Below are 26,690 nucleotides of genomic sequence, written 5' to 3' on the forward strand. Positions count from 1 at the left end.
ACGTTGAGATGGGCGTAGAGCTTATCCATCCAATCGCTATGGACAAAGGTCTACGCTTCGCTATTCGTGAAGGCGGCCGTACGGTAGGCGCTGGTGTTGTTGCTAACGTACTTAGCTAAGTAACCCAGTAACTATTGATGCATTAATACTATCGGAGCAATCTGATAGTATTAGTCAGCAAGTAAAAAACCACCCTCTAAGAGGGTGGCTTTTTTTTGGTTGGGGATAAGTGAGTAGAAATTAATGGTCGAAGTAGGGGTAGCGAAGAGAGTGTTTTCATGTTAAATGTATTTATGAAAATACGCCTTGAAAGGTGCTTACTATCTATTGTAATTTTTGACCGAGCTTGCTATATTAATGCTGCAGCTTATTAGCACCTTTTATGCTAAATATTTAAGATTATCATGCATATAAAGTGTTTAAATAATAAGGTTCAAGAATAGTGATTTTGGGATGATAAAAGAATTTTACTCCTAAATGCTTGCATTCTATGCCAAATATTGTATAATGCTGTCCTTTACACCCATAGGCGATTGGCTCAATTGGTAGAGCATCGGTCTCCAAAACCGAGGGTTGTAGGTTCGAGTCCTACATCGCCTGCCATCTTCTTATCACATCTTTGTCATACCCCACCATCTCCGAAGTGAGTTCTTTATGAGCAATAATCAAGATAACCTCGAGACTAAGTTATCTGATGCCAAGGCAGTTGTTGGTGGAATGCTGTCCAAAGATAAGCACGTTTCAGTAGGCAATCAAACGACTGCTGTTGAAGTTGCTAAAACGGGTTCAGTAAAAGATGTGATTTTGTGGCTACTAGCCGCAGCGATTTTAATTGGTGCAACGTTAGTCAATCAATACTTACCTGGCTATTGGCAACCTGCCAATGACGTTTGGGTGCGTATTGCTATTATCGTGGCGCTGGTTATCATTGCTTTCGTGTGCTTGGCATTAACAAACCAAGGTCGCGCTTTTAAAATATTGTTAAAAGATGCGGCCGTTGAGCTGCGCCGAGTAACATGGCCAGGCAAAGACGAAACCTTTCAATATACATGGCAAACGATTGTCATGATTGCGATTGTTGGTTTTCTTGTTTGGTTATTAGATAACTTTTTTAACTGGTTCGTTGGTATTTTTATTGGTTAATGACACGTATTAGTGTCATTAACCCAAAATTTGCTTATAACGACTTAACTTTAGTGATCAGGAGCGTGATATGCGTTGGTATATTGTCCAAGCGTTTTCAGGATATGAAAAGCAAGTACAACGTTCATTAACTGATCGTATTAATCGTAGTGACTTTGCTGAGTTTTTCGGTGATGTATTGGTTCCTACTGAAGAAGTCGTTGAAATGAAAGACGGCAAAAAGCGTAAGAGTGAGCGTAAGTTCTTCCCAGGTTATGTATTGATCCAAATGGAAATGAACGACAACACTTGGCACATCGTTAAAGATTGCCCACGTATCATGGGCTTTATTGGTGGCACGCCAGAAACGCCAGCACCTATTACGCAAGTAGAAGCGGATCGTATTTTAAACCGTCTGAATCAGACTGAAGCTGACCCACGTCCTAAGACTCTCTTTGAGCCGGGCGAAGAGTTGTTGGTTATCGATGGTCCATTTACTGACTTTAAAGGGTTGGTTGAAAAAGTGGATTATGAGAAGTCTAAGCTACATTTAACCGTAAACGTATTTAATCGACCGACTCAGGTCGAGCTTGAGTTTAGTAAAGTTGAGAAGCTAGACTAAACCCATAACAAATTCATCAACCGGGGAGCTGTTAGTCAATAAGGGTTATACCATATTGATTTGGCGCTATTACCCATAAAGGAGAGTATCTCATGGCTAAGAAGATTGATGGTTACATCAAACTACAAGTGCCTGCAGGCAAAGCAAATCCTTCACCACCGATTGGTCCAGCATTGGGTCAAAAAGGCGTGAACATCATGGCGTTCTGTAAAGAATTTAACGCTGCGACCTCAAACCAAGAGCCGGGTCTACCGATTCCTACTGAGATCACTGTATACAGCGATAAGTCTTTTACCTTCATCATGAAGTCACCACCAGCTGCATACTTACTACGTAAGGCTGCTGGTATCGCTAAAGGTTCTGGTACACCAAACACCGCTAAAGTCGGTAAAGTTGACCGTGCTCAGTTAGAAGAGATCGTTAAGACTAAAGATGCAGATTTAACTGCTGCTGGTCTTGATGCTGCTGTCCGTACCATCGCTGGTACTGCACGTTCAATGGGTATTACCGTGGAGGGTGTGTAAATGAGTAAACTTACTAAGCGTCAAAAATTAATCGCTGAGCGTGTAGAAAGCGAAAAGCTATACACTCTTGAAGAAGCGGTTCAAATCTTAAATGATTTGCCAGCACTAAAATTCAAAGAGTCTATCGACATCGCAGTAAACTTGGGCGTTGACCCACGTAAATCTGATCAAGTCGTTCGTGGTGCTACCAATCTACCTGCTGGTACTGGTAAAACCAAACGCGTTGCGGTATTTGCTCAAGGCGCTGCTGCTGAAGCCGCCAAAGAAGCTGGTGCTGACATCGTTGGTTTTGAAGACCTAGCAGAACAAATCAAAGCCGGCAACATGGACTTTGATATCGTTATTGCTGCTCCTGATGCAATGCGTGTCGTTGGTCAATTAGGTACTATCCTAGGTCCACGTGGCCTAATGCCTAACCCAAAAGTCGGTACGGTAACGCCTAACGTTGCTGAAGCTGTGACTAACGCTAAAGCGGGTCAAGCACAGTATCGTGTTGATAAAGCGGGTATCATCCATACCACTATCGGTCAAGTTGGCTTTACTGCTGAGCAAGTTATGCAAAACGCTCAAGCATTAATCACTGATCTAAAACGTGCTAAGCCTGCTACTTCTAAAGGTACTTTCATTAAGAAAATTACCTTGTCTAGCACTATGGGCCCAGGTATTACGATTGATCCTGTTCCATATCGCACAGCAAAATAATGAAACATACACCTTTATTTAACGATTTTAAATAAAGGCGACAAAAATATTTTAAAGAATTAGGTCAGCGTAGCAAACGCTATGCTGTCTAAGACCGTAGGTAGAGAGCAGTTTAAGGTCGTTGGATATCACTCTTATGAGTTGATGCTAATAATCATAAGCTGCTTTTGTTAATCGACGACAGATGAAAATCTTAGTTGTCCTACGCAGACGGTGACCCACCCAGTTGTTGATAAGAGCCGGTAGAATAGTATTAATACTAGGCTATCACTTGATGTCATTCTGATAACGGTGCCGTAATCAGTCGTTATGAGTAGATTTTTTATAGAATTTATAAATAACGTGTCGTATCAAGTCAGTCTTAGTTTTAATTAGATTGATTAGATTAAAGGAGTCAACTTATGGCATTAACGCTAGAGCAAAAACAACAAGTTGTGGCTGAAGTGTCTGAAGTTGCTGCTAATGCTTACTCAGCAGTAGCTGCCGAATATCATGGTATTGGTGTTGCAAAGCTTACTAAGCTGCGCGAACAAGCCCGTGAAAAAGGCGTCGTTTTGAAAGTGGTAAAAAATACCCTAGCAAAACGTGCGTTTGAAGGCACTAAGTTTGAGAGCATGTCAGACCGTATGACTGGTCCACTACTTTTGGCTTTCTCTATGGAAGATTTGGGATCTGCTGCTCGAGTCGTTTTCGACTTCAGCAAAGATAACAAAGCTTTAGAGACCAAATTGGTATCAGTCGGTGGTGTTGTTTATGGTCCAGAAGAGCTAGAGCGCGTATCGAAGCTACCAACTCGCGACGAAGCAATCTCTATCCTAATGGCTACTATGAATGCACCAGTGACCAAGCTTGTCCAGACTATGAACGCAGTTCCTGGCAAGTTCGTTCGCACTGTTGCAGCAATCAAAGACGCAAAAGAAGCGGCATAATTGCTTGTTTTAACGTAACTTTGACATCGCCGATTGCACTTTATTGCCAACACTATTTGAAAACTTGGCAAGCAATCCAAGCGATATTAAAACCAACTAAATTTTATCAGATAACGGAGAGTTCTCATGGCACTATCTAAAGATGATGTGTTAAACGCAATCGCTGAAATGTCAGTAATGGATATCGTTGAATTAATCAGCGCTATGGAAGAAAAATTCGGCGTAACAGCTGCTGTTGCTGCTGCACCTGCTGCTGCTGGTCCTGCTGCTGCTGCTGCTGAAGAAAAAGACGAGTTTGACGTAGTTCTTGCCAGCTTTGGCGAGAAGAAAGTTGGCGTAATTAAAGCCGTACGTGAAGCTACTGGTCTTGGCTTGAAAGAAGCGAAAGATTTGGTTGAAAGCGCTCCAGCTCCAATCAAAGAAGGCGTTAACAAAGCTGAAGCTGAAGAGTTGAAAAAGAAACTTGAAGAAGCTGGTGCAACTGTTGAACTAAAATAAGCTTAGCTTATCTTAGTGTTGTACAAAAAAAGCCAGTAATGCCTTGCATTGCTGGCTTTTTTTTATTATAATTCGTAGCTTGACCTTTTGTGTCTGCCAACAGTCGTAAGCAACATCACGGTGGATACCCATCAAAAGGACAGACGATATACATGCACGCACACTTAGTAGTAGTTATTGAAATCAGTTAATATGGGCTAAACGTCGATCGATGTTTGGCGTTTTTTCGTGTCTGCATGCTTTCCTATTCACACTATAGTTTATATTGATTTTAAAAGTCATTGTTTTAAAATTTATAGTTATCCCAATTACCATTAATTCTGAAAGTTATAGATCTTAGATTATTCATCTAGCAGCATGGTTTTACTATCAGTAGGTAGGCTCGTAAACGGCAGATATCAGCGACGATATTACTTATGATTATAGATAGTGAATGGTTTAGCGTTAAATCGCATAAAGTTGGGCCTAATGCGCAAGACACGTATTTGAGATATCAACAACGCTTTAAATGTATTAGCAACACTTTAAGTGAATTTATAAAGAGAATCAATAGTATTTAAATGCCAGTGCTTGGTCTTAAGTACTATAGGGTGTACAGCATTGAAATTTACAATGTCAGCACTCATATAGGCATGTTTAGATGCCTATTTTACGCTTAAATAAGCTGGGTTAATCATGCACTATACGCGTGAATTAATGATCAGTCATTAAATGAGCAGGAATAACCGTTTTATATTTTTATATTATCGTTTACGTCGCTAAGTTTGCATAGTATTGATGCACGCTGGCCACGCTTTCAATTTGTTTCCACGTTTACTGTAAGGACTCTCGATGGCATATTCTTATACTGAAAAAAAGCGTATTCGCAAAAGTTTTGCTGAATTGCCTACTGTGATGGACATTCCCTATTTGTTGTCTATCCAAGTAGATTCTTATGAGCAATTTTTGCAAGAACACAAAAAGCCAAAAGCTCGTGAGAATACTGGTTTGCAAGCTGCGTATTCCTCTATTTTTCCAATTGAGAGTCACTCTGGTAATGCTGAGTTACAATTCGTTGAATATTATTTAGGTACGCCTGAATTTGATGAGCGTGAGTGTATCTTACGTGGCTCTACCTTTGCTGCGCCGATGCGTGTCAAAATTCGCCTCATCATCAAAGACAAAGACAGCAAAGATAAAGACAGCAAAGCAGCAATTAAAGATATCCGTGAGCAAAGCGTCTATATGGGCGAGATGCCATTGATGACTGCCAACGGTACCTTTATTATTAACGGTACTGAGCGTGTCATCGTGTCTCAGTTACATCGTTCACCTGGTGTGTTCTTTGACCATGATAAAGGTAAGTCGCATTCAAGTGGTAAGGTGCTATATAACGCCCGTATCATTCCTTACCGTGGTTCATGGTTAGACTTTGAATTTGATGCCAAAGATTTGGTCTTTGCTCGTATTGACCGTCGTCGTAAGCTGCTTGCTTCTATTATCCTACGTGCGTTAGGTTTAAGTACTTCTGAGATTTTAGACCTGTTCTTTGAAAAAGTAGCCGTTTACAAAGGTGAAGAGCAGTTTGAGATTGATCTGGTTGCTGATCGCTTACGTGGTGAAATGGCGCAGTTTGATATCGTGACCCCTGAAGGTGACGTGATTGTCGAGCAGGGCAAACGTATTAATGCTCGCCGTATCCGTCAGCTTGAAGAAGCGGGTATGACTAAAATCTCTATCCCTGACGAATATTTATATGAGCGTATTCTAGCGGAAGATATCGTTGTTAATGACGAAGTCATCGCTAAAGCCAATACGCTGATTGACCACGAATTGTTGGTCAAACTAAGTGCATTTGAAGCCAGTGAGTCTATCAAAGAATTCAGCATTCTGTTCACCAACGATATCGACCAAGGTAGTTATATTGCCGATACGCTACGTGCAGATAGCACCTCAAGCCGTGAAGAAGCGTTGATTGAGATTTATAAAGTTATGCGTCCAGGTGAGCCACCAACGGTTGAGACCGCTGAGAAGCTGTTTGAAAGCATGTTCTTTAATCCTGATCGTTATGACTTATCAAACGTCGGTCGTATGAAATTTAACCGTCGTTTAGGTCTAGCGTTCGAAGATACTGACGATGCTGATATTCAACGTGCTCGTAGCGTATTGACCAATGATGACATCGTTAATGTCCTAAAAGAATTGATTGAAATTCGTAATGGTCGCGGCGAAGTCGATGATATTGACCATTTAGGTAACCGCCGTATTCGTTCGGTTGGCGAGATGGCTGAAAACCAATTCCGTGTTGGTCTGGTACGTGTTGAGCGTGCGGTTAAAGAGCGTCTAAGCTCAGCGGAATCTGATAACTTGTCACCGCAAGATTTGATTAACTCAAAACCAGTAGCTGCGGCGGTTAAAGAGTTCTTTGGTTCAAGTCAGTTGTCACAGTTTATGGATCAGAACAATCCATTGTCAGAAGTGACGCATAAACGTCGTGTATCAGCACTAGGACCCGGTGGTCTGACTCGTGAGCGTGCAGGCTTTGAAGTACGTGACGTACATGATACCCATTATGGTCGCGTATGTCCGATTGAAACGCCTGAAGGTCCAAACATTGGTTTGATCAACTCATTAGCGACTTTTGCTAAAACCAACAGCTTTGGCTTCTTAGAAACGCCATATCGCCGTGTGGTTGATGGTAAAGTAACCGATGTGATCGAGTATCTATCAGCGATTGAAGAAGTGGGTACTGTGATTGCACAGGCTGACTCACCAGTGACCGCAGATGGTGCGTTATCTGATGAGATGGTCAGCGTGCGTAGCTATGGTGAATTCGTCCGTATGCCGCCAGAAAAAGTGACGCATATGGATGTGTCACCAAGTCAGGTCGTATCGGTAGCAGCAGGTTTGATTCCGTTCCTAGAGCATGATGATGCTAACCGTGCCTTGATGGGCTCGAACATGCAACGTCAAGCAGTTCCTACACTACGCGCTGATAAGCCGTTAGTAGGTACCGGTATGGAGCGTCACGTTGCGCGTGACTCTGGTGTTTGTGTGATCGCTAAGCGTGGCGGTGTGATCGAAGACGTTGATGCTTCACGCATTGTCGTCCGTGTGAATGAAGATGAGATGGTCGCTGGTGAAGCGGGTATTGATATTTATAACTTGATCAAATACACACGTTCAAACCAAAACACTTGTATCAACCAACGTATCATTGTTAACCAAGGCGATGAGATTGCCTTTGGTGATATCTTGGCTGATGGTCCGTCAACGGATCTTGGTGAATTGGCACTAGGTCAGAACATTCGTATCGCCTTTATGCCTTGGAATGGTTACAACTTCGAAGATTCTATCTTGTTATCTGAGAAAGTGGTAAAAGAAGATCGTTTCACCACCATTCATATTCAAGAATTGACCTGTGTGGCACGTGATACCAAGCTTGGAACAGAAGAGATTACTGCGGATATTCCAAACGTTGGTGAAGCGGCTTTATCTGCTCTTGATGAGTCAGGTATTGTTTACATCGGTGCTGAAGTAGATGCTGGTGATATCTTAGTTGGTAAAGTCACACCAAAAGGTGAGACGCAACTAACGCCAGAAGAGAAACTACTGCGGGCTATCTTTGGTGAAAAAGCGGCGGACGTAAAAGACACGTCGCTACGTGTACCAACCTCAAGTAAAGGCACGGTTATTGACGTTCAAGTCTTTACTCGTGACGGCGTTGAAAAAGATGCACGTGCAAAAGCGATTGAAAAATCGCAGCTTGATAGCTACCGTAAAGATTTAAAAGAAGAGCTACGTATCTTTGAAGAAGCAGCTCGTGGTCGTATTGCAAGCTTGCTAGACGGTCAAAAAGTCAGTGGCGGTTCTGGTTTAAAAGCTGGTACGGTGATGGCATTGGCTGATATGAAAGACATGAGCCTCGAAACCTTGCTTGATATTCAGCCGGTTGAAGAAGAAATCTCTGAGCGTCTCACGCAAATCGCTGATTATTTAGTCGATAAGCAAAAAGATATCGACGTTAAGTTTGCCGAGAAAAAACGCAAATTGACCGCTGGTGATGACTTACAACATGGTGTGCAAAAAATCGTTAAGGTTTATCTGGCAGTTAAGCGTCGTATTCAGCCTGGTGATAAAATGGCGGGTCGTCATGGTAACAAGGGTGTGGTATCGCGCATTATGCCGGTTGAAGATATGCCGTATGATGAACATGGTAATACCGTTGATATCGTCTTGAACCCGCTGGGTGTACCATCGCGTATGAACATCGGTCAGGTACTAGAGACGCACTTAGGTATGGCTGCGAAAGGTTTGGGTGAGAAGATTGATGGTATGCTCAAAGCCCAAGCTGCGATCAAAGATTTGCGTGATTTCCTAGACCAAATATATAACAAAGTAGGTGGTGAGCAGGTTGATCTTGATAGCTTAAGTGATGACGACATCATGGCGCTAGCAGACAACTTACGTGATGGTGTACCGATGGGCACGGCAGTATTTGATGGCGCCCATGAGCATCAAGTAAAAGACTTGCTAGAGCTTGCTGGTATGGCACGTGATGGTCAGCAAACATTATATGACGGTCGTACGGGTCAGAAATTTGACCGTAAGGTAACCGTTGGTTATATGTATATGCTCAAACTTAACCACTTGGTTGATGACAAAATGCATGCGCGTTCTACGGGTTCTTACTCATTAGTGACGCAGCAGCCACTCGGTGGTAAAGCACAGTTTGGTGGTCAGCGCTTCGGTGAAATGGAAGTGTGGGCACTAGAAGCATATGGCGCGACTTATACCTTGCAAGAGATGTTAACGGTGAAGTCGGATGACGTTGAAGGCCGTACTCGTATGTACAAAAACATCGTCGATGGTGAGCAATATATGGATCCAGGTATGCCTGAATCGTTTAACGTGTTGACCAAAGAAATCAAATCACTGGGTATTAATATTGAGTTAAAACAAAGCAACTAAAATTGTTGTTTAACTTAGTTGTCAACTAAAGGCAGTGTGCTTTATTGCTGCTGCTTTTAGTGATTTGTCTCAACCCTATTCATTGCCTTCATTCATCTTAGCCGCGCTCATAATACGCTGTCAGATGATTATAAAGATAACGGAGAAGCAACTTGAAAGATTTACTCGATATCATGCAAAGCCCTACCGGCAACGGTAACCATGAATTTGACAGTATTCAAATTACTTTAGCCTCGCCTGACGTGATCAAATCATGGTCACATGGTGAAGTTAAAAAACCTGAAACGATTAACTATCGTACCTTTAAACCTGAGCGTGACGGTCTATTTTGTGCCAAAATCTTTGGCCCAGTAAAAGACTTTGAATGTTTATGTGGTAAGTATAAGCGCCGTAAATTCCAAGGCGTTATCTGTGAAAAATGTGGTGTTGAAGTCACTACTGCCAAAGTTCGTCGCGACCGTATGGGTCATATTGACCTAGCTAGCCCAGTTGCGCATATTTGGTTCTTAAAATCATTACCAAGCCGCATCGGTCTATTGCTAGATATGACGCTACGTGACATCGAGCGTGTGCTTTATTTTGAAAGCTATATCGTGACTGAGCCAGGTCTGACTTCTTTAGAGAAGTATCAGCTGCTTGATGATGAAGATTATTATAAAGCCCTTGAAGAATTTGGCGATGAATTCACCGCCAAAATGGGTGCTGAAGCCATTCAAGATCTTTTAAAAGATATCGATTTAGATATCGAGATTGATGATTTGCGTGAAGCGATTCCGCAAACTGGTTCTGAAACCAAGCTTAAAAAGATGTCTAAGCGTCTTAAATTATTAGAAGCCTTCCGTGATTCTCATAATAAGCCTGAGTGGATGGTAATGAACATCTTGCCAGTACTACCACCAGATTTGCGTCCGCTAGTACCACTAGAAGGCGGCCGTTTTGCGACGTCAGATCTAAACGATTTATATCGCCGCGTGATCAACCGTAACAACCGTCTAAAGCGTCTATTAGAGCTAAGTGCTCCTGATATCATCGTACGTAATGAAAAACGTATGTTGCAAGAATCAGTGGATGCGTTGTTAGATAACGGTCGCCGCGGTCGTGCGATTACGGGTAGTAATAAGCGTCCATTGAAATCTTTGGCAGATATGATCAAAGGTAAGCAAGGTCGTTTCCGTCAAAACTTACTTGGTAAGCGTGTTGACTACTCTGGTCGTTCGGTGATCGTTGTAGGTCCAACCCTGCGTCTACATCAGTGTGGTCTACCGAAGAAAATGGCACTTGAGCTATTCAAGCCATTTACTTATAACAAACTATTATCACATGGTTTGGCAACGACAATTAAAGCTGCCAAAAAGATGGTAGAACGTGAAGAGCCGCAAGTGTGGGATATGCTGGCCATGGTTATCCGTGAGCATCCAGTACTCTTGAACCGTGCGCCAACCCTTCACCGTTTGGGTCTACAAGCATTTGAGCCAGTATTGATTGAAGGTAAAGCCATTCAGCTGCATCCTTTGGTTTGTACAGCCTTTAACGCTGACTTTGATGGTGACCAAATGGCAGTCCACGTGCCATTGACCCTAGAAGCGCAGCTTGAATCACGTGCTTTGATGATGTCGACCAACAACATCTTATCACCTGCGAACGGTGATCCAATCATCGTCCCATCACAAGACGTTGTATTGGGTCTGTACTATATCAGCCGCTCATCAATTAATTCTAAAGGCGAGGGCATGATTTTTGCCACCGTCAATGAAGCATTGCGTGCGATTGGTTCAAACGATTTGCATGTCAACGCTAAAATTAAAGTACGTGTGACTGAAACGCATGTCGACGAAGAAGGCAATGAGACCAAAGAAGTCAAGTTACAAGATACCGTTGCCGGTCGTTTACTTATCTGGAATATCATGCCTAAAGGTATGTCATTCGATGAGTGTAATGAAGAGATGACGAAGAAGAACATCTCTAAGTTGATTAACTCTTGCTACCGTAAAGTTGGCGTGAAAGAAAGTGTTATGTTTGCTGACCAATTGATGTACCTTGGTTTTGCTCAAGCAACACTATCTGGTGTGTCTATCGGTATCGATGACATGGTCATTCCACCAAGCAAAGTACAAATCATTGAAACCGCGGAAGCAGAAGTTCGTGAGATTGAAGATCAATTCGAGCAAGGTTTTGTGACTGCTGGTGAGCGTTATAACAAAGTGGTTGATATCTGGTCACGTACCAATGATAAAGTCGCCAAAGCGATGATGGACAACTTAGCCACTGACAAAATCATGAATGCTAAAGGTGAAGAAGAAGAGCAGAAATCATTCAACTCTATCTTTATCATGTCAGATTCTGGTGCTCGTGGTAGTGCGGCACAGATTCGTCAGTTGGCAGGTATGCGTGGTTTGATGGCAAAACCGGATGGCTCAATCATTGAGACGCCGATTAAAGCCAACTTCCGCGAAGGTTTGACGGTACTTCAGTACTTTATCTCAACGCATGGTGCGCGTAAAGGTCTTGCGGATACGGCACTGAAAACCGCTAACTCGGGTTACTTGACGCGTCGTTTGGTTGACGTGGCACAAGATTTGGTTATTACCAGTGAAGACTGTGGTACTGAGCAAGGCTTGCTCATGAAACCACACATTCAAGGTGGTGAGATCATTGAGAAGTTGGGCGAGCTAGTACTAGGTCGTGTAACGGCACGTGATGTGACTTATAACGATAATGCTGAAAAAATCTTGATTCCTGCTGGAACCTTGATTGATGAGCATTGGGTTAATGTGCTTGATAACAATGCCATCGATGATATCTGGGTACGCTCAGTCATTACCTGTGAAATCGAACATGGCGTTTGTGCACAATGTTATGGTCGTGACCTTGCTCGTGGTCATAAAGTGAATATCGGCGAATCAGTCGGTGTTATGGCAGCGCAGTCTATCGGTGAACCGGGTACTCAGTTAACGATGCGTACTTTCCACGTTGGCGGAGCAGCAAGTTCAGCCTCTGTGGACAACAGTATTTCAGTCCGTAGTGCTGGTCAAGCGCATTTCGAAAACATGAAAACGGTTGAACATACTGACGGTCACTTAGTTATCGTTTCGCGTTCAGCTGAAATTGCGTTGACTGATGAGCTTGGTCGTGAGCGTGAGCGTTATAAAGTACCTTACGGTTCAAGCGTTCTTGTGAGAAACGGTGATCAAGTTGAAGGTGGTCAAACCATCGCTAAATGGGATCCGCACACGCATCCAATTATCACAGAATTCGCTGGTACGGCACGCTTCAGTGATATCACTGATGGTATGACTGCTACTGTGAAGGTTGATGATGCAACCGGTATGAGCTCATTTGAGATTCTAGCGACTCGTGACCGTTCAAGCTCAGCCAAAGACTTACGTCCGGCGATTATATTGAACACGGACGAAGGTAAAGAAGTGGTTTACTTCTTACCAGCTGAAACCATCATTCGCGTCAGCGACGGTGAAAAAGTAGCCGCTGGTTCGATCCTAGGTCGTGTACCACAAGCTTCTTCAGGTACTAAAGATATTACCGGTGGTCTACCACGTGTTGCTGACTTATTTGAAGCACGTCGCCCGAAAGATCATGCCATCATGGCAGAAATGACCGGTGTGGTAAGTTTCGGTAAAGAAACCAAAGGTAAAAACCGTTTCATTATTACTAATGAAGACGGTGAGGTTCATGAAGAGCTGATCCCGAAATGGCGTCAAATCAACGTCTTTGAAAACGAGACCGTTGCTCGTGGTGAGGTTATCGCTGATGGTCCACAAAACCCGCACGATATCTTACGTCTGAAAGGACAAACCGCGCTTGCTGATTATATCGTTAACGAAGTGCAGGACGTTTATCGCTTGCAGGGCGTAAAAATTAACGATAAGCACATCGAAGTTATCATTCGTCAGATGCTGCGTAAAGTTGAAGTAACGGACGGCGGTGATTCAAACCACTTTAAAGGCGATCAGGTCGAATACGCTGATATCAAAGCGTTGAATGCTAAGCTGGAAGCGGAAGATAAATTCCCAGTACAGTATGAGCGTCAATTATTGGGTATTACCAAAGCCAGTCTGGCAACAGAAAGCTTTATCTCAGCAGCGTCGTTCCAGGAGACCACTCGTGTCCTAACTGCGGCTGCCGTGACTGGTAAAGTGGATGAGCTACGTGGTCTGAAAGAAAACGTGGTGGTTGGTCGCTTGATTCCTGCCGGTACCGGTCTTGCTTATCATAAAGCCCGTAAAGAAAAAGCGGAGCAAAAACTGCAAGATAAAGATTTAAACGCAGCGTTTGATATGTCAGCCAGTACTGATAGCAAAGACTTTGCAAGCTTCGATGAAGCCTTTGCCCAAGAGCTGAATCAAGGCAATCATTAATTTAAATAACGCTTAGTTGTTTTCCCAATAAAAAAGCCAGCCTAAGTTGCTGGCTTTTTTGTGGCTTAAAGAAAATAAATCAGGTAAATTATTTGTTTAGAATATGACTTCAGAAAATAGTACGCTGCTATAGAGATAATTTTTAAGTATCTTGGAATAAATGTCCTTATTGAAAAAGAGCGCTTATTCAGCGACTGGAACTACTAGCGTAAAAGCTATTTGCAAAGCTTATTACTATTAACATTATCATCACGATTATTAACTCACTCAATAATAAGGATAGGCATATGGCAGGTAAGACTCGCGTTGCCAAATACCAAGCTGACCGTACTAATCAAAAGCTATATTTTTGTCGTTTGGCTTGTCAGGCGGCAGGTAATACTAACGATAAACAGTTATACCAAGGGCATTGTGAGACGGCTATTTTTCACTTATACGGAACATTTCTCGCTTTTGTGCAAGAGCTGGGGCATTTTTATGGTTTGAATATGACAGCGCCAACCTTAGCAGATATAGAAGAAGCACTAAGCGCACGCACGCAAGTTTCGCCTGAAGTGCAGCGCTTACAACAATTACAGCAACAAGGTTTTTTAGCGAATATAGAGCATGCTTACCAGCGTTGTTTATATGCGGTATTGCCTGATAATGTTGTAGATGGAAAGACGGGTAGTGAGATAAAAGAAGCGCCCGATCTGATTGTCAACGTCGTGACTTTATCGAATCAGTGGTTGCCAGATGAAGCAACCATACGCGAATGGCGTCAGCAGTTTGCGGAGCTGATTGAGCAGCTGCGCGCTGGTATGGTGGAGTTTTAATGTCATCAGCCATTCTTTTAATCAATAAGCTTTAGCCTCATAAATAAGCTTTAACTCCACTTGTAAGTTCTAAAAGCGTAAAAAAAGGTCTTGCGCAGCAGACTGAGCAAGACCTTTTTTATTAAACTGCTAACCAAAATAATAAATTATTTATTCTGGCATCGGAGGCATACGCTCAACCGGTGTTGCTGATAGGGGGTTATTTCGAAAATTACTCTCATTATTACGATTTGGTTTGGGTTTTTCAGCAAGTGGGCGGCTCTGAACTTGCTCTTCAATGGGCTTAGGAGCAGGCGGCTTACGTTGCTGGGTTGTGGTCTTAACGGGCTTTGCTGCTTTGCCGTCATCGGTAGCGTCGTCTTCAAGCTCAGCAGCCCCTTCATCCATCATTTCTATAATAGTCTGTTTTTGTTTCTTTGATTTAGCACGGTTATTAAGCGAGACCCATTGATGAGGAGTGTCTTTTAATTGGGCTTTCATAAAATCCATCCATACGGGCAATGCTGCTACGCCACCATACTCACGCCGACCCAACGTTGATGGTTGATCAAACCCCATCCATACGACCGTGGCATTGGTAGGATGAAATCCTGCAAACCATGCATCTTTCGCTTCATTTGTCGTCCCAGTTTTTCCGCCAATATCATCACGTCCTAAAGACCTAGCTTTCACGGCAGTACCGCGCTGGATGACATCGCGTAAGATATCTGCCATTTCATAAGCGACCCTTGGTTTTAAAATACGCGGTGCTTGTTCGGCACGTACATATTGTATCACTGGCGCTTTTAGGCGATCTGATTCTGGGCTTGCATCATAAATAGCTAACTCAAGCGCTTTATTATCTTTTGCCGCATTGTCGCTATTTTCTACTTTTAGGTCAGCAGCTGCTTTTTTAGCTGATGCTTTATCCTTCGCACTAATCTTTTCATCTTTAGCGGCAGTCGCTTTGTTTTCTTCTGCTATTTTTGCCTCATAATCTTTGATCAGCTTTTTATTGACATCGTCAAGCTGTTCATTAAAACATAAGGCACAAGCCTGCTGTGGATTGGCTTGAAATAACAGCTTATTGTTATAATTATAAATCTGTTCGATAAAATAAGGCTGGATACGGTGGCCACCATTGGCAAAGGTGGCATAAGCGGTCGCCATTTGTAATGGCGTTGCCTGACCGGCACCCAATGCTAATGACAAAGTTGTAGGCAGCTTTTCTTTATCAAGGCCAAATTCGTCTAATAAATTGCGCGCATCAGAGATACCAATGGCTTGCAGCAAACGAATAGATACTAAATTACGAGATAAATAAAGCCCACGGCGTAAGGTAATATCGCCTAAGAAACGACCGTCGGAGTTTTTGGGTTTCCAGTCGCCTACTTGAATAGGGCGATCCGAGACAATACTATCTGGGCGATAGCCTTTCTCTAACGCAGCGGTATACACAAGCGGTTTAATGGTTGAACCTGGTTGACGCCAGCCTTGTAGCGCACGGTTAAACTTACTATGATTAAAATCAAAACCACCCACTAAGGCTCGAACAGCACCCGTTTCAGGATTTAAAGAAACCAAGCTGCCTTGTACTTTAGGTATTTGACCCAATTGCCAATCGCCATTGGCCGTCGGTATTAGGCGCACGATATCGTTTTTGCTAACGATCTGACTGGCGTTACTTGGGAAGTATCCAATGCGATCGGCAGAAATATATTTGCGCGCCCAGCTCATGCCAGACCAGTTGACTTTAACACTTTCTCCGGACTGCATCGTTGCCTCAAAGCTACTAGAATTAACCTTGGTAACTTTAGCAGGAGACATATTGCTATAACGGCGGAAATTTTCTAGTGGTTCGTCATTTGCTTCAGCCCCGCGCCAACCGTGACGGTGCTCATAAGCGACCAAACCTGTTAGTACTGCCGCTTCTGCCGCTTTTTGTGCTTCACTATTAACAGTCAGGCGCACACGCCAACCGCCATGCATCACTTGTTCGCCATAGCGCTCAACCAATACAGAACGCGTCATTTCTGCCAAATAGGGCATATTCATATCAAGCTTTTCTTGATAAAGATTAATACCAATAGGGGCTTTAATGGCTTCGTCATGTTGGGCTTTGCTGATATAACCAAGCTCATGCATGCGTCCAATAATCCAGTTACGGCGAGTAAGCGCGCGGCTAGGATTAGCAACAGGATTGTATTTAGAAGGGGCTTTTGGAAGACCAGCTAACATGGCCATTTCGGCAATCGTTAGGTTCTCTAGAGATTTACTATAGTATTTTTTGGCAGCGGCACGGATACCATAAGCACCTTCGCCTAAATAGATTTTATTAACATATAAGGTAAGAATATCATTTTTGCTCAGCTTGTCTTCGATTTTACGGGCTAAAAACAGCTCAGTCAGTTTGCGATTGAGCGTGCGCTCTGAGCTTAAAAAATAGTTTTTGGCAACCTGCATGGTGATGGTTGAGCCGCCCGTTTGACTGTCATCATCCGTCACAACTTCGGTCACGGCGCGTCCAAGGCCTTTAATGCTGATACCACTGTGCTGAAAAAATGAGGCATCTTCTGCCGCTAAAAAAGCATCTGTTAAGCCTTTAGGGATTTCTTCAAAAGTAACTGGTAGCGATAAACGATTGCCATACTGACCAATCAGCTTGTCGTCACTACTATAAATCTGTAGTGGCATCTCTAGATTGGCCGTTTTAATCTCTTGAATGCTAGGCAAGGTCGGCGATAAATACATCGCCATACCATAAAAACCAATAGGAACGGCAAGTGCTAAGATTAGCGCCAACGCTAAGCAGGCAATGAAAAGCCCCACCAAAAAGTGAATGAGACGAGCGGTAGCATTTTTTTTGGTCATAAGAAGACTTATCAATTAAAATTTCAATAGATGAGGCATTATACCTTGAACAAAATAGGCAAGTAATAATAAATGTGTAAGTGTTGCTTAATAAGTAATTTAAATGCTTGAATCTATCTGTTAAGTAAAGTATTGTACTGAATTATTACAAATAACTATCAGATTGTACACTTAATATAAGGTATAGAGTTTGTGAGGCTATTTACTTCTAAGAGTCGACATTTGATTGGCGTGGATATTTGCACCACCTCAGTGAAGTTGGTTGACATACAGCGTCAACAAGGCATATTCCACCTAAAATCTTACGGTATAGAAAGGTTGCCGGAAGGCGTAGTCGTCGACAAACTCATTGTAGACACTGAGGCGGTGGGTACTACTATAGCAAACTTGGCACGCCGTTGCCAAAACGCGGGCAGTAGTGCTGCTACTGCAGTATCAGGCTCAGCTGTGATTACCAAGATTATCGATATGGACATGGTGCTAAGCGACGTTGAGCGTGAAGCTCAAATTCGCTTAGATGCCGATCAATACGTACCTTATCCATTAGAAGATGTCAATCTGGATTTTGAGGTATTGGGGCCTTCTCTGGTAAACGATAATATGGTGCAAGTGCTATTAGCAGCGTCACGGTCGGAAAATGTTGAACAAAGAGTAGATGCGCTGACCTTTGGTGGTTTGCAAACTAAAGTAATGGATATCGAATCGCATGCGATTGAGCGTGCCTTTGGTTTAATGGCAGATAGCTTGCCAAACGTACCAGATTTAGTGGCTATCGTTGATATTGGTCATAATCAAACCACATTGTATATTGCTAAAAATGGTGAGTTTATCTATAGTCGCGAACAGTTATTCGGTGGCGCACAGCTTACCGAAGCAATACAAAATCGCTACGGATTATCTGCTGAAGAGGCAACTATCAGCAAACGTGAACGCACCTTACCAGACGATTATTATCCTGATGTGTTGACACCATTCATAGAGAATACCATCCAACAGATTACTCGCTCACTGCAGTTTTACTTCTCTTCCAGTCAATACACCAGTATTGATCATGTGGTGCTTGCAGGTGGCAGTAGTTCTATTGCAGGGCTTGCTGGTATGGCGCAACAAAGATTGGGCGTCCCTGTCAGTATGGCAAATCCGTTCATCAATATGACCATTGCTCCGCACATCGATAATGAGCAATTAGCGCTTGATGCACCAAGTTTAATGGCCGCTTGTGGTCTTGCGTTAAGGAGCTTCGACTAATGGCTCGTATTAACTTATTGCCCTGGCGGCAAGAAGAGCGCGAACGCCGCAATAAAGAATTTATCACTTTGGTTGTGGCAGTCACTTTACTTGCTCTATTAGCGGCATTCGCTTCATGGAGTTATTTTAATAATGAACTCGATGAACAATTAGATGCCAATGCGCTGATCGAACAAGAAAACGCCCGCCTAGATAAAGCCTTAGTAGAGATTGATAGCTTAGAACAGCGCCGCGAGGATATTATCTCACGCATGCAGGTTATCCAAGATTTGCAAGGTAGACGTCCGGTTCCTGTACGTTTATGGGACGATCTTGCCAAGGCGATGCCGCCAGCGCTTTATTTGACTAATTTAAAACGCGAAGGTGATGTACTTACCTTAACAGGTCTTGCTGACAATCCAAATATTGTATCAAGTTTGATTCGTAACCTTGATAGTAGTAAGTGGATGGGCAATTCTGCGGTTAGTAATATCCAGCAAAATATCAGCGCTTATGAAGCTGCGCCTGCTTTAGAAAATACGGTGACCACAGGTGAACAGCCACGTCCTATTTATCCTGAAGACAGTTATGTTCAGTTTGTCGTAACGACCAAAGTGCAGTCAGAAAAGGTTGAAGATACTGCTGCTGATGGTAATACTGCGCTTGGAGGTAAGTTATGAAACTGAGCCGTAAGAAAAGCCTCGTTAAGAACAAAAAGACTGCTGTCAGTGCTAAAAAGCAGTTCGATTTAAATGAGTTCCGCCGTAGCTTTGAGTCATTAGATGCCGAGAATTATGGCAGTTGGCCACTCCCTGTCAAGGTCACAGTGATTGGTTTTATTATTGCTTTGATAGCTGCCTTATCATGGGCGTTGCCGATCAGCAGTAAAATTGATGAGATCACAGCCGCTGAAAGTCAACAGCAGACATTGCTTGATAGCTACCGTGAAAAAGAATCGCGTGCGCGCCATTTAAAGGCCTATCAAGCGCAAGTGATTCAAATGGAAACAGAGTTTAATACTTTACTCGACCAGTTACCAAAAGACACCCGTGTATCAGAATTGGTCGAGGGTATTAATATGACGGGTGTTGGTAGTAATATCCGTTTTCAAGACATCTCCGTAGAGCCTGAGATTGAAAATGAATTCTTTATTGAGCAGCCTATTCGTATCGCAGCGTTAGGCGAATATCATCAGTTCGGTAGCTTCATCAGTGGACTTGCTGCTTTGCCGCGTATTATTACGATGCATGATTTTGAAGTCAGTAATCCGCAGCCGACTTTAGATGTTCTACCAGAGCTCAATCTGGTGCTACAAACCAAAACGTATCGCTCAAAAGAAGCGGCTCCTGAAGGTGATGAAGCCGTCGCGACTGATGCTGCCGCTACAACTGATGCTGCAGGAGGCAACTAATGAGTATCCAAAAACTGCCCATGCTGCTGATTTCAAGTGCTATTGTTTTATCGATGACGGGCTGTACTGACCGTATCGGTATGGCAGAGCAGTCGATGGCTGATATTCGTAACCAGCCAGCGCAGCCGATAGAGCCACCGCCTAAAGCTGAACTCGTAGAAGATTTTGTCTATAGTGCCAGTACCCAGCGTAGCCCATTTTTGCCACCAAGCTTAGTGAATGTTCAAGGCCCTGTCACCTCTATCGATGGTGTACGCCCCGATATAACCCGAGTAAAAGAACCGCTTGAGCAATATGAGCTATCCCAACTCGTCTTTCGCGGTGTCGTTATTTCCCCTGAAGGTCAGCAATATGCCTTAGTGCAGCGTCCTGATGGTTCAGTGGCGAGCGTTAGAGTCGGTAATTATCTTGGCTTAAATGACGGCCGTATTGTTGAAATCACGCCGACCCAGATTAACTTGATTGAAATTGTGCCAGACAGCCGCGCTGGATTTGTAGAAAAACCCCAGTCGCTGGTCTCCCCTATAAGCTAAGTCGGCAGATTTTTTGAGGAATATATAATGACAGTACGCAATAACAAGGTAATGAAGATGAACAACCGCGTATCTTCTACTTTTGCCATCTCTGCATTGGCAATGAGTATGGTAGCAATTAGTAGCAGTGCTTATGCTGAGCAGCGCATTAATAACGTCTCTGTGATACAAACCGCACCAGCCGTTACCCAAATGCGTTTGGGTTTTGCTGGCAAGCCAGTATTGCCTGCAGCGTATCAACTTGATAACCCAAGTCGTCTAGTATTAGATTTTGAAAAAGTACAAAATGGGCTTGCCAGTCGTTTTAATGAATACAACGTTGGCATGATCAACGATGTCACGACGTTAAATAGCGACAATACCACCCGTCTGATTGTCGGACTGAAGCAAGCGGGCAATTATACCACTGCCATTGAGGGCAATGATTTATTGCTGACGATTAGCGACCCAAGTCGTTCAGTCATCACCAATGACCCTGTGCGAGATGTTCTTAACAATAATGCGGGTATTACTACCACTGCTGTTGTCACGCCGATAGTTGAGAGCAATAGCGTAGCTGTTGCGCCGATTAAAACAAAAGTAGTCAACACTCAAGCATCTAAAACACAAGTACCTGCCGATACTATGGTGGTACGTGTCAACCCCTTGCTAAGTCCACAACTTGCGGCTTCACAAGTGAGCAAGCAGTATAGTTATGATGGTTTAACCGCGGTTAATTTTACTGCAGGCAATGACGGTGGCGGTAACGTCAGTATTGCGCTTGCCAACGAAGCCATTCCTGTTGACGTACAGCGCCAAGGCAATAAACTGGTGGTACGCTTAACCGGCAGCACCGTACCTAGAAATTTATTACGTCGCTTAAATGTTAATAGTGGTCTGGTTGATAGTATTGATACTAAAAACCAAGGGCAAAATGGTGTGATCACTATTAATGTCAAAGAAGATTATGAATATCAAGCTTACCAATCGGGTAATCAGTTAAATATCAATATCCGAAAACCTGAGCTACTCCGTGAGCCAACGCTTGAAGAGAAAGTATATAGCGGTGAAGCGCTATCTATGGAATTCCAAGACGTCGAAATCCGTAGTGTGTTAGATATCTTGGCACAATTTACCGACATGAATATCGTTGCTAGTGATTCGGTCGCTGGTAATATCACTTTGCGCCTGATTAATGTGCCTTGGGATCAAGCGCTGGATATCATTCTAAAGAGTAAAAATCTTGGTAAGCGTGAAAACGGGAACGTGATTTTGGTTGCTCCCTCAACTGAGCTTGCTGAACAAGAAGCTCGTGATCTTGAAGCGCAGCAAGCGGTTGAGTCTTATGCGCCGCTACGCACTGAATACATTCGCTTAAGCTATGCTAAAGCGGCAGATGTGTTGACGCTTATCTCTCAGGGCAGTGGCTCATCTGGTGGCAGCGGCACTGGCAACACAAATTCTACTGATAACAATACCTTGTTGTCTAACCGTGGCACAGTAACGGTTGATGAGCGTACCAATACCTTGATTATCAAAGATGTGGCTGCAAGCATTGAAAATATTCATAAGCTGATTGGTAAAATTGATATTCCAGTCCGTCAAGTAATGATTGAAGCCCGTATCGTCAGCGCCACGGATAGCTTTAGTAAAGAGATTGGCGTGCGTTGGGGTATCTTGTCAAACGGTGCGGCCAATAACCGTAACTTATTAGTCGGTGGTAGTAATCAGACGCTATGGGATTTAAAAGATTTTGACGTACAAACGACGACAGTAAATGGTCAGACGGTTTCTTATCCTAAGTACGATATCAGCCGTCCTGATAACTTGAATGTGGACTTAGGCATTGCCAACCCAGCGGGTAGTATTGCTTTTGGCTTACTTAGCATGTCAGATGTGATGCTCGATCTTGAGTTGTCAGCACTGCAAGCCGATAACCGCGGTGAAGTGATTTCGACACCAAAGATTTTAACGGCTGATAAACAGACGGCAAAAGTATCTTCTGGTACGCAAATTCCTTATCAAGAAGCATCGGCCAGTGGCGCGACCACTACTAGCTTTAAAGAAGCGGCATTAAGTCTGGAAGCGACGCCAAATATTACTCCAGACGGTAAGATTGGTCTACAACTTGTTATTACCAATGGTACACCGACAATTATTAATAATCAGGTCGCGATTGCGGAAGATTCAATCTCGACCAACGTGATTGTTGAAGACGGTCAGACCATTGTTTTGGGCGGTGTCTTTAAAAACCGTAGTAGCAATGGTGTCGATAAGGTACCTTTCTTAGGTGACCTGCCTTATGTTGGTCGAGCCTTCCGCCGTGATGTACGTAATAACTCTAAAGAAGAGCTGCTGATATTTGTTACACCAAAATTGATTAATGATGGTATCAGCCGTTTAAATTAATCAGCGTATAATTATTTTATAACTAAAAAAAGCAAGCATCCGAGCTTGCTTTTTTTATGGCCAAATTTTGTGCTTGGATAGATTTTACTCACAATAATCAACGCGCATTACTAGCCAGAATATCAATGACGTTGTATCATACCTAATTTAGCTGAGTGCGTATTATGGTTGAGGAATTACCGTCGGTATTTTTAGTGGGGCCGATGGGAGCGGGGAAGACCACCATTGGCAGGTTATTGGCTAAGCATTTAGGGCGCACGTTTGTAGACAGTGACTGGTATATTGAATCACAAACTGGTGCGGATATTGCTTGGATATTTGCTAAAGAAGGCGAGGCGGGCTTTCGCGAACGTGAGACGCGCGCTATCGATGAGCTGACGCAACAATCACAAATTGTTTTAGCGACTGGCGGCGGCGCGGTGATGGCGGCTGAAAACCGTGCATTTCTCAAAGAGCGCGGCATCGTCGTTTATCTTAACGCCCCAGTTGACGTGCAAATGGCGCGTACTGCCAAGGATAAGTCGCGACCATTATTACAACAGCCGAATCCTAGAAAAATATTGCAAGATTTATACAGTGCCCGCGATCCTTTGTATCGGCAAGTGGCGCATATTATCATGCCGACGGGCCATACTTATCCTCGCCATATGGTCAATCAGTTATTGCAGCAACTAGAAGGGTTTTGTGAGTCAACTTCTATCACCTCAGCACACGAAGAAGATGAATAATAAAACTTTAATAAATAAACCCGTGCGATTTAACCCAAGCCTCATCTTTAAGGAGATTTTCATGGCAACGCCACTGTTTCATGCCAAACTAACAGTACAGACGCAAAGTCATGATTATCCTATTATCATTACTGAAAATAGCAATGTAAGCAGTCTTGAAAGCGATGCTGAGGACGTTGTTAGTAACAGTGCTGAAAAAAGCAGCATGGCAAGTCAAATTGCCCCTTATATTGCGGGTCGTCAAGTCCTTATCGTCACCAATGAGACAGTTGCACCTCTATATTTAAAGACTCTACAAGAGGAACTTGAAGCGCAGTTTACTGTCAAGGTCTGTGTGCTTCCAGATGGTGAGCAATATAAGAATCAGACCAGTATTAACCAGATTTATGATGCGTTGATGGCGGAGCACTTTAACCGTGATGTGACCCTTATCGCGCTTGGTGGTGGTGTGGTTGGTGATATGACAGGATTTGCCGCCGCAAGTTTTATGCGTGGGGTCAATTTTATTCAAATTCCAACGACCTTACTGTCGCAAGTGGATTCAAGCGTTGGCGGTAAGACGGGCATCAACCACGCCCAAGGTAAAAATATGATAGGGGCTTTTTGGCAGCCACAAATGGTTTTAGCCGACATGAGTACGCTAAAAACGTTACCAGCACGCGAACTATCAGCAGGATTGGCGGAAGTCATCAAATACGCCCTGATTATGGATGCCGATTTTTTGACTTGGCTTGAGCAACATCTACCAGCGATGATAGCATTTGATTTAGCCGTACTTGGCGAAGCGGTGAAGCGCTGCTGCCAGTACAAAGCCGATATCGTGGCGCAAGATGAAAGAGAGTCCGGTGTGCGCGCCTTATTAAACTTCGGTCATACCTTTGGTCATGTGATTGAAACCCATGAAGGCTATGGTAATTGGTTACATGGTGAGGCAGTTGCTGCTGGTATGGTTCAAGCAGCTGAGCTGTCACAAAAAATGGGCTGGCTAACGAGCGATGACGTTGCACGTATTAAGCGTGTGTTAGTATTGGCAAATCTGCCCATCACGCCACCCGCTATTGATGTACAGACGGCACTAGGTTTGATGGGTCACGATAAAAAAGTCAAACACGGACAAATCCGCCTTATTTTGTTAAAATCATTAGGTAATGCGGTTTTGACCAATGATTTTGATGCGGAGCTTTTAATAGAGGTATTGTCACAACATCATTGATATGGCCTTTAATCATCCAACTATTAATAAGTTGATATGATTAGCTAGGCGCTTAAAGTAAGCGGTTTAACCTTATTTCTCTTTTAGTAAGTGTTTTTATAATTCTCAGCATCTTTTTATAATTATTGCTTTATAACTGGCTTTTTATAAGACTTTTTCTTCCAAGGACATCTCCATGGCAGCATCACGCTCGACGACTCGCACAGCTGGGCATAAATATCGCCGTCAAGCACTGATTTGGCTGATAGCGACACTGCTATTGAGCGTGTTTACCGCCTTAGTTTGGATGTTTAGTCAAACGCCAGCGATGGGCGCAAAAATTGAGAATGAACCGATAGCAGCGCCGCAAACATCAAGCGCTGAGCTTGAGCAGCCGTTAAAGATTGAATCCTTGCACGAGCTTGATACTGATGTACAACCGATTAGTTTTGATACCACAGTTCGAGATTTGCGCAGCTATCCTGATGAGTTTAAAGACAAGCGTTACTTGCTGGCTAATAAAGGCAAGTGGACGGTGCAGGTGATGAATGTCGCTGAAAATGATGTGATTGTTAGTTATTTAGAAAGCCGAGAAGATCGTGAGAAGTTTGCTTATTTTCGCTACCTTGATGAAAACAATCAAGTGCGTTATATGCTCACTTATGGGCTGATGAGCAGTCCACAAGAAGCGGTTGGCGCTGCTAAGTTGATAGACTTTAAATTGCCTGCTAATGTGCGGGTCTTGCCTGAAGAGGTTAATCGCTACGTCAGTATTATCGATAATTACGAACGTCCTGACCCTGTCAAGGATTTGAGCACCAAACGCACGCGTGCTGTGAATTTGCGCCCGACCAAACGTGAAGTGCCAGTGCGCCAGAAAACACCGAATAACGATAGTGCCAATGAACAAGCAGCAAATAATAATGCCAATCGCGGCCCACAAGAAGGGGCTAACAATGGCGCTAATGAAAGTATTCGTCAGTCAGCTGATACCTCTGAGACCTTATCTGTCAGTGAAGAACGTACGGTCGGTATCGATGAACAGGCAATGACTACACCAACGCCTAAAAATGCGGACAATAGTCGCAAGCCTGAAGCAGAATCTAAAAAACCAGCAGCAGCCAACAATTCAGGCAATAATAGCAATGCGCCGAAAAAACCGCCAGTGGTTGAAACCCCTAAACCACCGAGTGCCAATGCTAATGCCTCGAAAAGTAATAACGACAGCATAAAAGGGCTTATTGAAGAAAAAAGCAATTAATTTTAATGCACATTTTTTTAAAAAAGCCTACTAGATATGGTGTTTAGTAGGCTTTTTTGTGCCAGTGGTTTTGATTATCGAGATTGCATCTGAATTTATCCATTAATGTTAATGCTCAGAGCAATAGCGAGACTACTGAAAACTCTGATAGGAGTGGCTTAAAACTTATAACATTCTAGAAAGTCAGTGGTGAATTTATGATTGATAATATAAGTTTTTACAAAATCTAGAGGATGAGGTGATAGAAAAGACTAGATTTTTTGTCAATCATTAACTAAGATAACTGTGGGCGACGTTCTGTATAGTTATCGTAAATAGCTATCTAGCAGCTCGGCATTTAGTGAGTCGACTTGATAATAAGATGAGCGCTTACGATAATAATGTTGTTGTCTCAAGCGTTGCTACTTGCTCTCCCTATTGAGCTTATTGCAAGTGGCACAACCTCTCGTTATTACCCTGACTAGGGTTATTAAGGCGCTTGAGTATAGAGCGTCTGATATTCAAACTTAACGGCATTTTATAGTGATAGTAGCCAATTTATTCATCACTTTCTTATCAGTTGCTT

Annotated in this window: 18 protein-coding genes, 1 tRNA gene and 1 pseudogene; 19 read left to right on the forward strand and 1 reads right to left on the reverse strand. The window is 43.2% G+C overall.

Going from position 1 to position 26,690, the window contains the following annotated elements; genetic code table 11:
- The 11 genes and pseudogenes from FQ084_RS00005 to FQ084_RS00055 form a co-directional block, all read left to right on the forward strand.
- A pseudogene (locus tag FQ084_RS00005) lies at nucleotides 1-119 on the forward strand (elongation factor Tu); the annotation flags it as partial.
- A gap of 408 nt (nucleotides 120-527) precedes the next feature.
- Nucleotides 528-603, forward strand: a tRNA-Trp gene (locus tag FQ084_RS00010).
- Nucleotides 604-654: 51 nt separating this feature from the next.
- Nucleotides 655-1,143: a preprotein translocase subunit SecE gene (gene secE / locus FQ084_RS00015; protein WP_149488617.1), complete on the forward strand. Its 489-nt coding sequence runs from the start codon at nucleotides 655-657 to the stop codon at nucleotides 1,141-1,143.
- Nucleotides 1,144-1,213: 70 nt separating this feature from the next.
- Complete coding sequence (gene nusG / locus FQ084_RS00020; protein ID WP_149488618.1) at nucleotides 1,214-1,744, forward strand: transcription termination/antitermination protein NusG; 531 nt, start codon at nucleotides 1,214-1,216, stop codon at nucleotides 1,742-1,744.
- Nucleotides 1,745-1,836: 92 nt separating this feature from the next.
- Nucleotides 1,837-2,268, forward strand: coding sequence for a 50S ribosomal protein L11 (gene rplK / locus FQ084_RS00025; protein ID WP_068405081.1), 432 nt, complete (start codon nucleotides 1,837-1,839; stop codon nucleotides 2,266-2,268).
- On the forward strand, nucleotides 2,269-2,970 hold the full coding sequence (rplA, locus tag FQ084_RS00030; protein ID WP_149488619.1) for a 50S ribosomal protein L1: 702 nt from the start codon (nucleotides 2,269-2,271) through the stop codon (nucleotides 2,968-2,970).
- 401 nt (nucleotides 2,971-3,371) lie between these two features.
- A complete protein-coding gene (gene rplJ / locus FQ084_RS00035) occupies nucleotides 3,372-3,899 on the forward strand; it encodes a 50S ribosomal protein L10 (protein ID WP_149488620.1) in 528 nt (175 codons plus the stop codon).
- Between the two features lie 126 nt (nucleotides 3,900-4,025).
- Nucleotides 4,026-4,397: a 50S ribosomal protein L7/L12 gene (gene rplL / locus FQ084_RS00040; protein WP_011514491.1), complete on the forward strand. Its 372-nt coding sequence runs from the start codon at nucleotides 4,026-4,028 to the stop codon at nucleotides 4,395-4,397.
- Between the two features lie 831 nt (nucleotides 4,398-5,228).
- Nucleotides 5,229-9,347 carry a DNA-directed RNA polymerase subunit beta gene (gene rpoB / locus FQ084_RS00045; protein ID WP_149488621.1) on the forward strand — a complete coding sequence of 1,373 codons (4,119 nt, stop codon included), beginning with the start codon at nucleotides 5,229-5,231 and terminating at the stop codon, nucleotides 9,345-9,347.
- A gap of 152 nt (nucleotides 9,348-9,499) precedes the next feature.
- The gene (gene rpoC, locus FQ084_RS00050) at nucleotides 9,500-13,720 is read left to right on the forward strand and encodes a DNA-directed RNA polymerase subunit beta' (protein ID WP_149488622.1); all 4,221 of its coding nucleotides are present in this window, start codon (nucleotides 9,500-9,502) and stop codon (nucleotides 13,718-13,720) included.
- A gap of 287 nt (nucleotides 13,721-14,007) precedes the next feature.
- Nucleotides 14,008-14,535 (forward strand): DUF6586 family protein, encoded by a 528-nt coding sequence (locus FQ084_RS00055; protein ID WP_149488623.1) that lies wholly within the window; start codon nucleotides 14,008-14,010, stop codon nucleotides 14,533-14,535.
- 150 nt (nucleotides 14,536-14,685) lie between these two features.
- Here FQ084_RS00055 and FQ084_RS00060 read toward each other — a convergent pair whose 3' ends face one another.
- Entirely contained in the window at nucleotides 14,686-17,385 is a 2,700-nt protein-coding gene (locus FQ084_RS00060; RefSeq protein WP_149488624.1) for a penicillin-binding protein 1A, read from the reverse strand.
- 192 nt (nucleotides 17,386-17,577) lie between these two features.
- Between FQ084_RS00060 and FQ084_RS00065 the strand changes: the two genes are divergently transcribed.
- From FQ084_RS00065 to FQ084_RS00100, 8 genes are all read left to right on the forward strand, one after another.
- Nucleotides 17,578-18,633 carry a pilus assembly protein PilM gene (locus FQ084_RS00065; RefSeq protein ID WP_149488625.1) on the forward strand — a complete coding sequence of 352 codons (1,056 nt, stop codon included), beginning with the start codon at nucleotides 17,578-17,580 and terminating at the stop codon, nucleotides 18,631-18,633.
- Nucleotides 18,633-19,292 (forward strand): PilN domain-containing protein, encoded by a 660-nt coding sequence (locus tag FQ084_RS00070; protein ID WP_149488626.1) that lies wholly within the window; start codon nucleotides 18,633-18,635, stop codon nucleotides 19,290-19,292. Before FQ084_RS00065 ends, FQ084_RS00070 begins: the two co-directional genes overlap by 1 nt.
- Entirely contained in the window at nucleotides 19,289-20,023 is a 735-nt protein-coding gene (locus tag FQ084_RS00075) for a type 4a pilus biogenesis protein PilO (RefSeq protein WP_149488627.1), read from the forward strand. The genes FQ084_RS00070 and FQ084_RS00075 overlap by 4 nt, the downstream gene beginning before the upstream one ends.
- Nucleotides 20,023-20,556 carry a pilus assembly protein PilP gene (locus FQ084_RS00080; protein ID WP_149488628.1) on the forward strand — a complete coding sequence of 178 codons (534 nt, stop codon included), beginning with the start codon at nucleotides 20,023-20,025 and terminating at the stop codon, nucleotides 20,554-20,556. The genes FQ084_RS00075 and FQ084_RS00080 overlap by 1 nt, the downstream gene beginning before the upstream one ends.
- 27 nt (nucleotides 20,557-20,583) lie before the next feature.
- Nucleotides 20,584-22,944: a type IV pilus secretin PilQ gene (gene pilQ / locus FQ084_RS00085; RefSeq protein WP_149488629.1), complete on the forward strand. Its 2,361-nt coding sequence runs from the start codon at nucleotides 20,584-20,586 to the stop codon at nucleotides 22,942-22,944.
- Nucleotides 22,945-23,108: 164 nt separating this feature from the next.
- Nucleotides 23,109-23,672 (forward strand): shikimate kinase AroK, encoded by a 564-nt coding sequence (gene aroK, locus FQ084_RS00090; protein WP_149488630.1) that lies wholly within the window; start codon nucleotides 23,109-23,111, stop codon nucleotides 23,670-23,672.
- Nucleotides 23,673-23,733: 61 nt separating this feature from the next.
- Nucleotides 23,734-24,885 carry a 3-dehydroquinate synthase gene (aroB, locus tag FQ084_RS00095; protein ID WP_149488631.1) on the forward strand — a complete coding sequence of 384 codons (1,152 nt, stop codon included), beginning with the start codon at nucleotides 23,734-23,736 and terminating at the stop codon, nucleotides 24,883-24,885.
- A 175-nt stretch (nucleotides 24,886-25,060) separates the two neighbouring features.
- The gene (locus FQ084_RS00100; protein ID WP_149488632.1) at nucleotides 25,061-26,125 is read left to right on the forward strand and encodes a hypothetical protein; all 1,065 of its coding nucleotides are present in this window, start codon (nucleotides 25,061-25,063) and stop codon (nucleotides 26,123-26,125) included.
- The last annotated feature ends 565 nt before the right edge of the window (nucleotides 26,126-26,690 follow it).

The organism is Psychrobacter sp. ANT_WB68, assembly GCF_008369115.1.
In the GTDB taxonomy this organism is placed as follows: Bacteria; Pseudomonadota; Gammaproteobacteria; order Pseudomonadales; family Moraxellaceae; genus Psychrobacter.

Excerpts from the sequence above, each read along its gene's own strand:
- nusG (WP_149488618.1), top strand. The coding sequence starts at position 1,214 with ATGCGTTGGTATATTGTCCAAGCGTTTTCAGGATATGAAAAGCAAGTA.
- FQ084_RS00100 (WP_149488632.1), top strand. The coding sequence starts at position 25,061 with ATGGCAGCATCACGCTCGACGACTCGCACAGCTGGGCATAAATATCGC.
- FQ084_RS00060 (WP_149488624.1), bottom strand. The coding sequence starts at position 17,385 with ATGACCAAAAAAAATGCTACCGCTCGTCTCATTCACTTTTTGGTGGGG.
- secE (WP_149488617.1), top strand. The coding sequence starts at position 655 with ATGAGCAATAATCAAGATAACCTCGAGACTAAGTTATCTGATGCCAAG.
- FQ084_RS00080 (WP_149488628.1), top strand. The coding sequence starts at position 20,023 with ATGAGTATCCAAAAACTGCCCATGCTGCTGATTTCAAGTGCTATTGTT.
- rpoB (WP_149488621.1), top strand. The coding sequence starts at position 5,229 with ATGGCATATTCTTATACTGAAAAAAAGCGTATTCGCAAAAGTTTTGCT.
- rplK (WP_068405081.1), top strand. The coding sequence starts at position 1,837 with ATGGCTAAGAAGATTGATGGTTACATCAAACTACAAGTGCCTGCAGGC.
- pilQ (WP_149488629.1), top strand. The coding sequence starts at position 20,584 with ATGACAGTACGCAATAACAAGGTAATGAAGATGAACAACCGCGTATCT.
- FQ084_RS00055 (WP_149488623.1), top strand. The coding sequence starts at position 14,008 with ATGGCAGGTAAGACTCGCGTTGCCAAATACCAAGCTGACCGTACTAAT.
- FQ084_RS00075 (WP_149488627.1), top strand. The coding sequence starts at position 19,289 with ATGAAACTGAGCCGTAAGAAAAGCCTCGTTAAGAACAAAAAGACTGCT.
- rplJ (WP_149488620.1), top strand. The coding sequence starts at position 3,372 with ATGGCATTAACGCTAGAGCAAAAACAACAAGTTGTGGCTGAAGTGTCT.
- aroK (WP_149488630.1), top strand. The coding sequence starts at position 23,109 with ATGGTTGAGGAATTACCGTCGGTATTTTTAGTGGGGCCGATGGGAGCG.
- rplA (WP_149488619.1), top strand. The coding sequence starts at position 2,269 with ATGAGTAAACTTACTAAGCGTCAAAAATTAATCGCTGAGCGTGTAGAA.
- rplL (WP_011514491.1), top strand. The coding sequence starts at position 4,026 with ATGGCACTATCTAAAGATGATGTGTTAAACGCAATCGCTGAAATGTCA.
- aroB (WP_149488631.1), top strand. The coding sequence starts at position 23,734 with ATGGCAACGCCACTGTTTCATGCCAAACTAACAGTACAGACGCAAAGT.
- FQ084_RS00070 (WP_149488626.1), top strand. The coding sequence starts at position 18,633 with ATGGCTCGTATTAACTTATTGCCCTGGCGGCAAGAAGAGCGCGAACGC.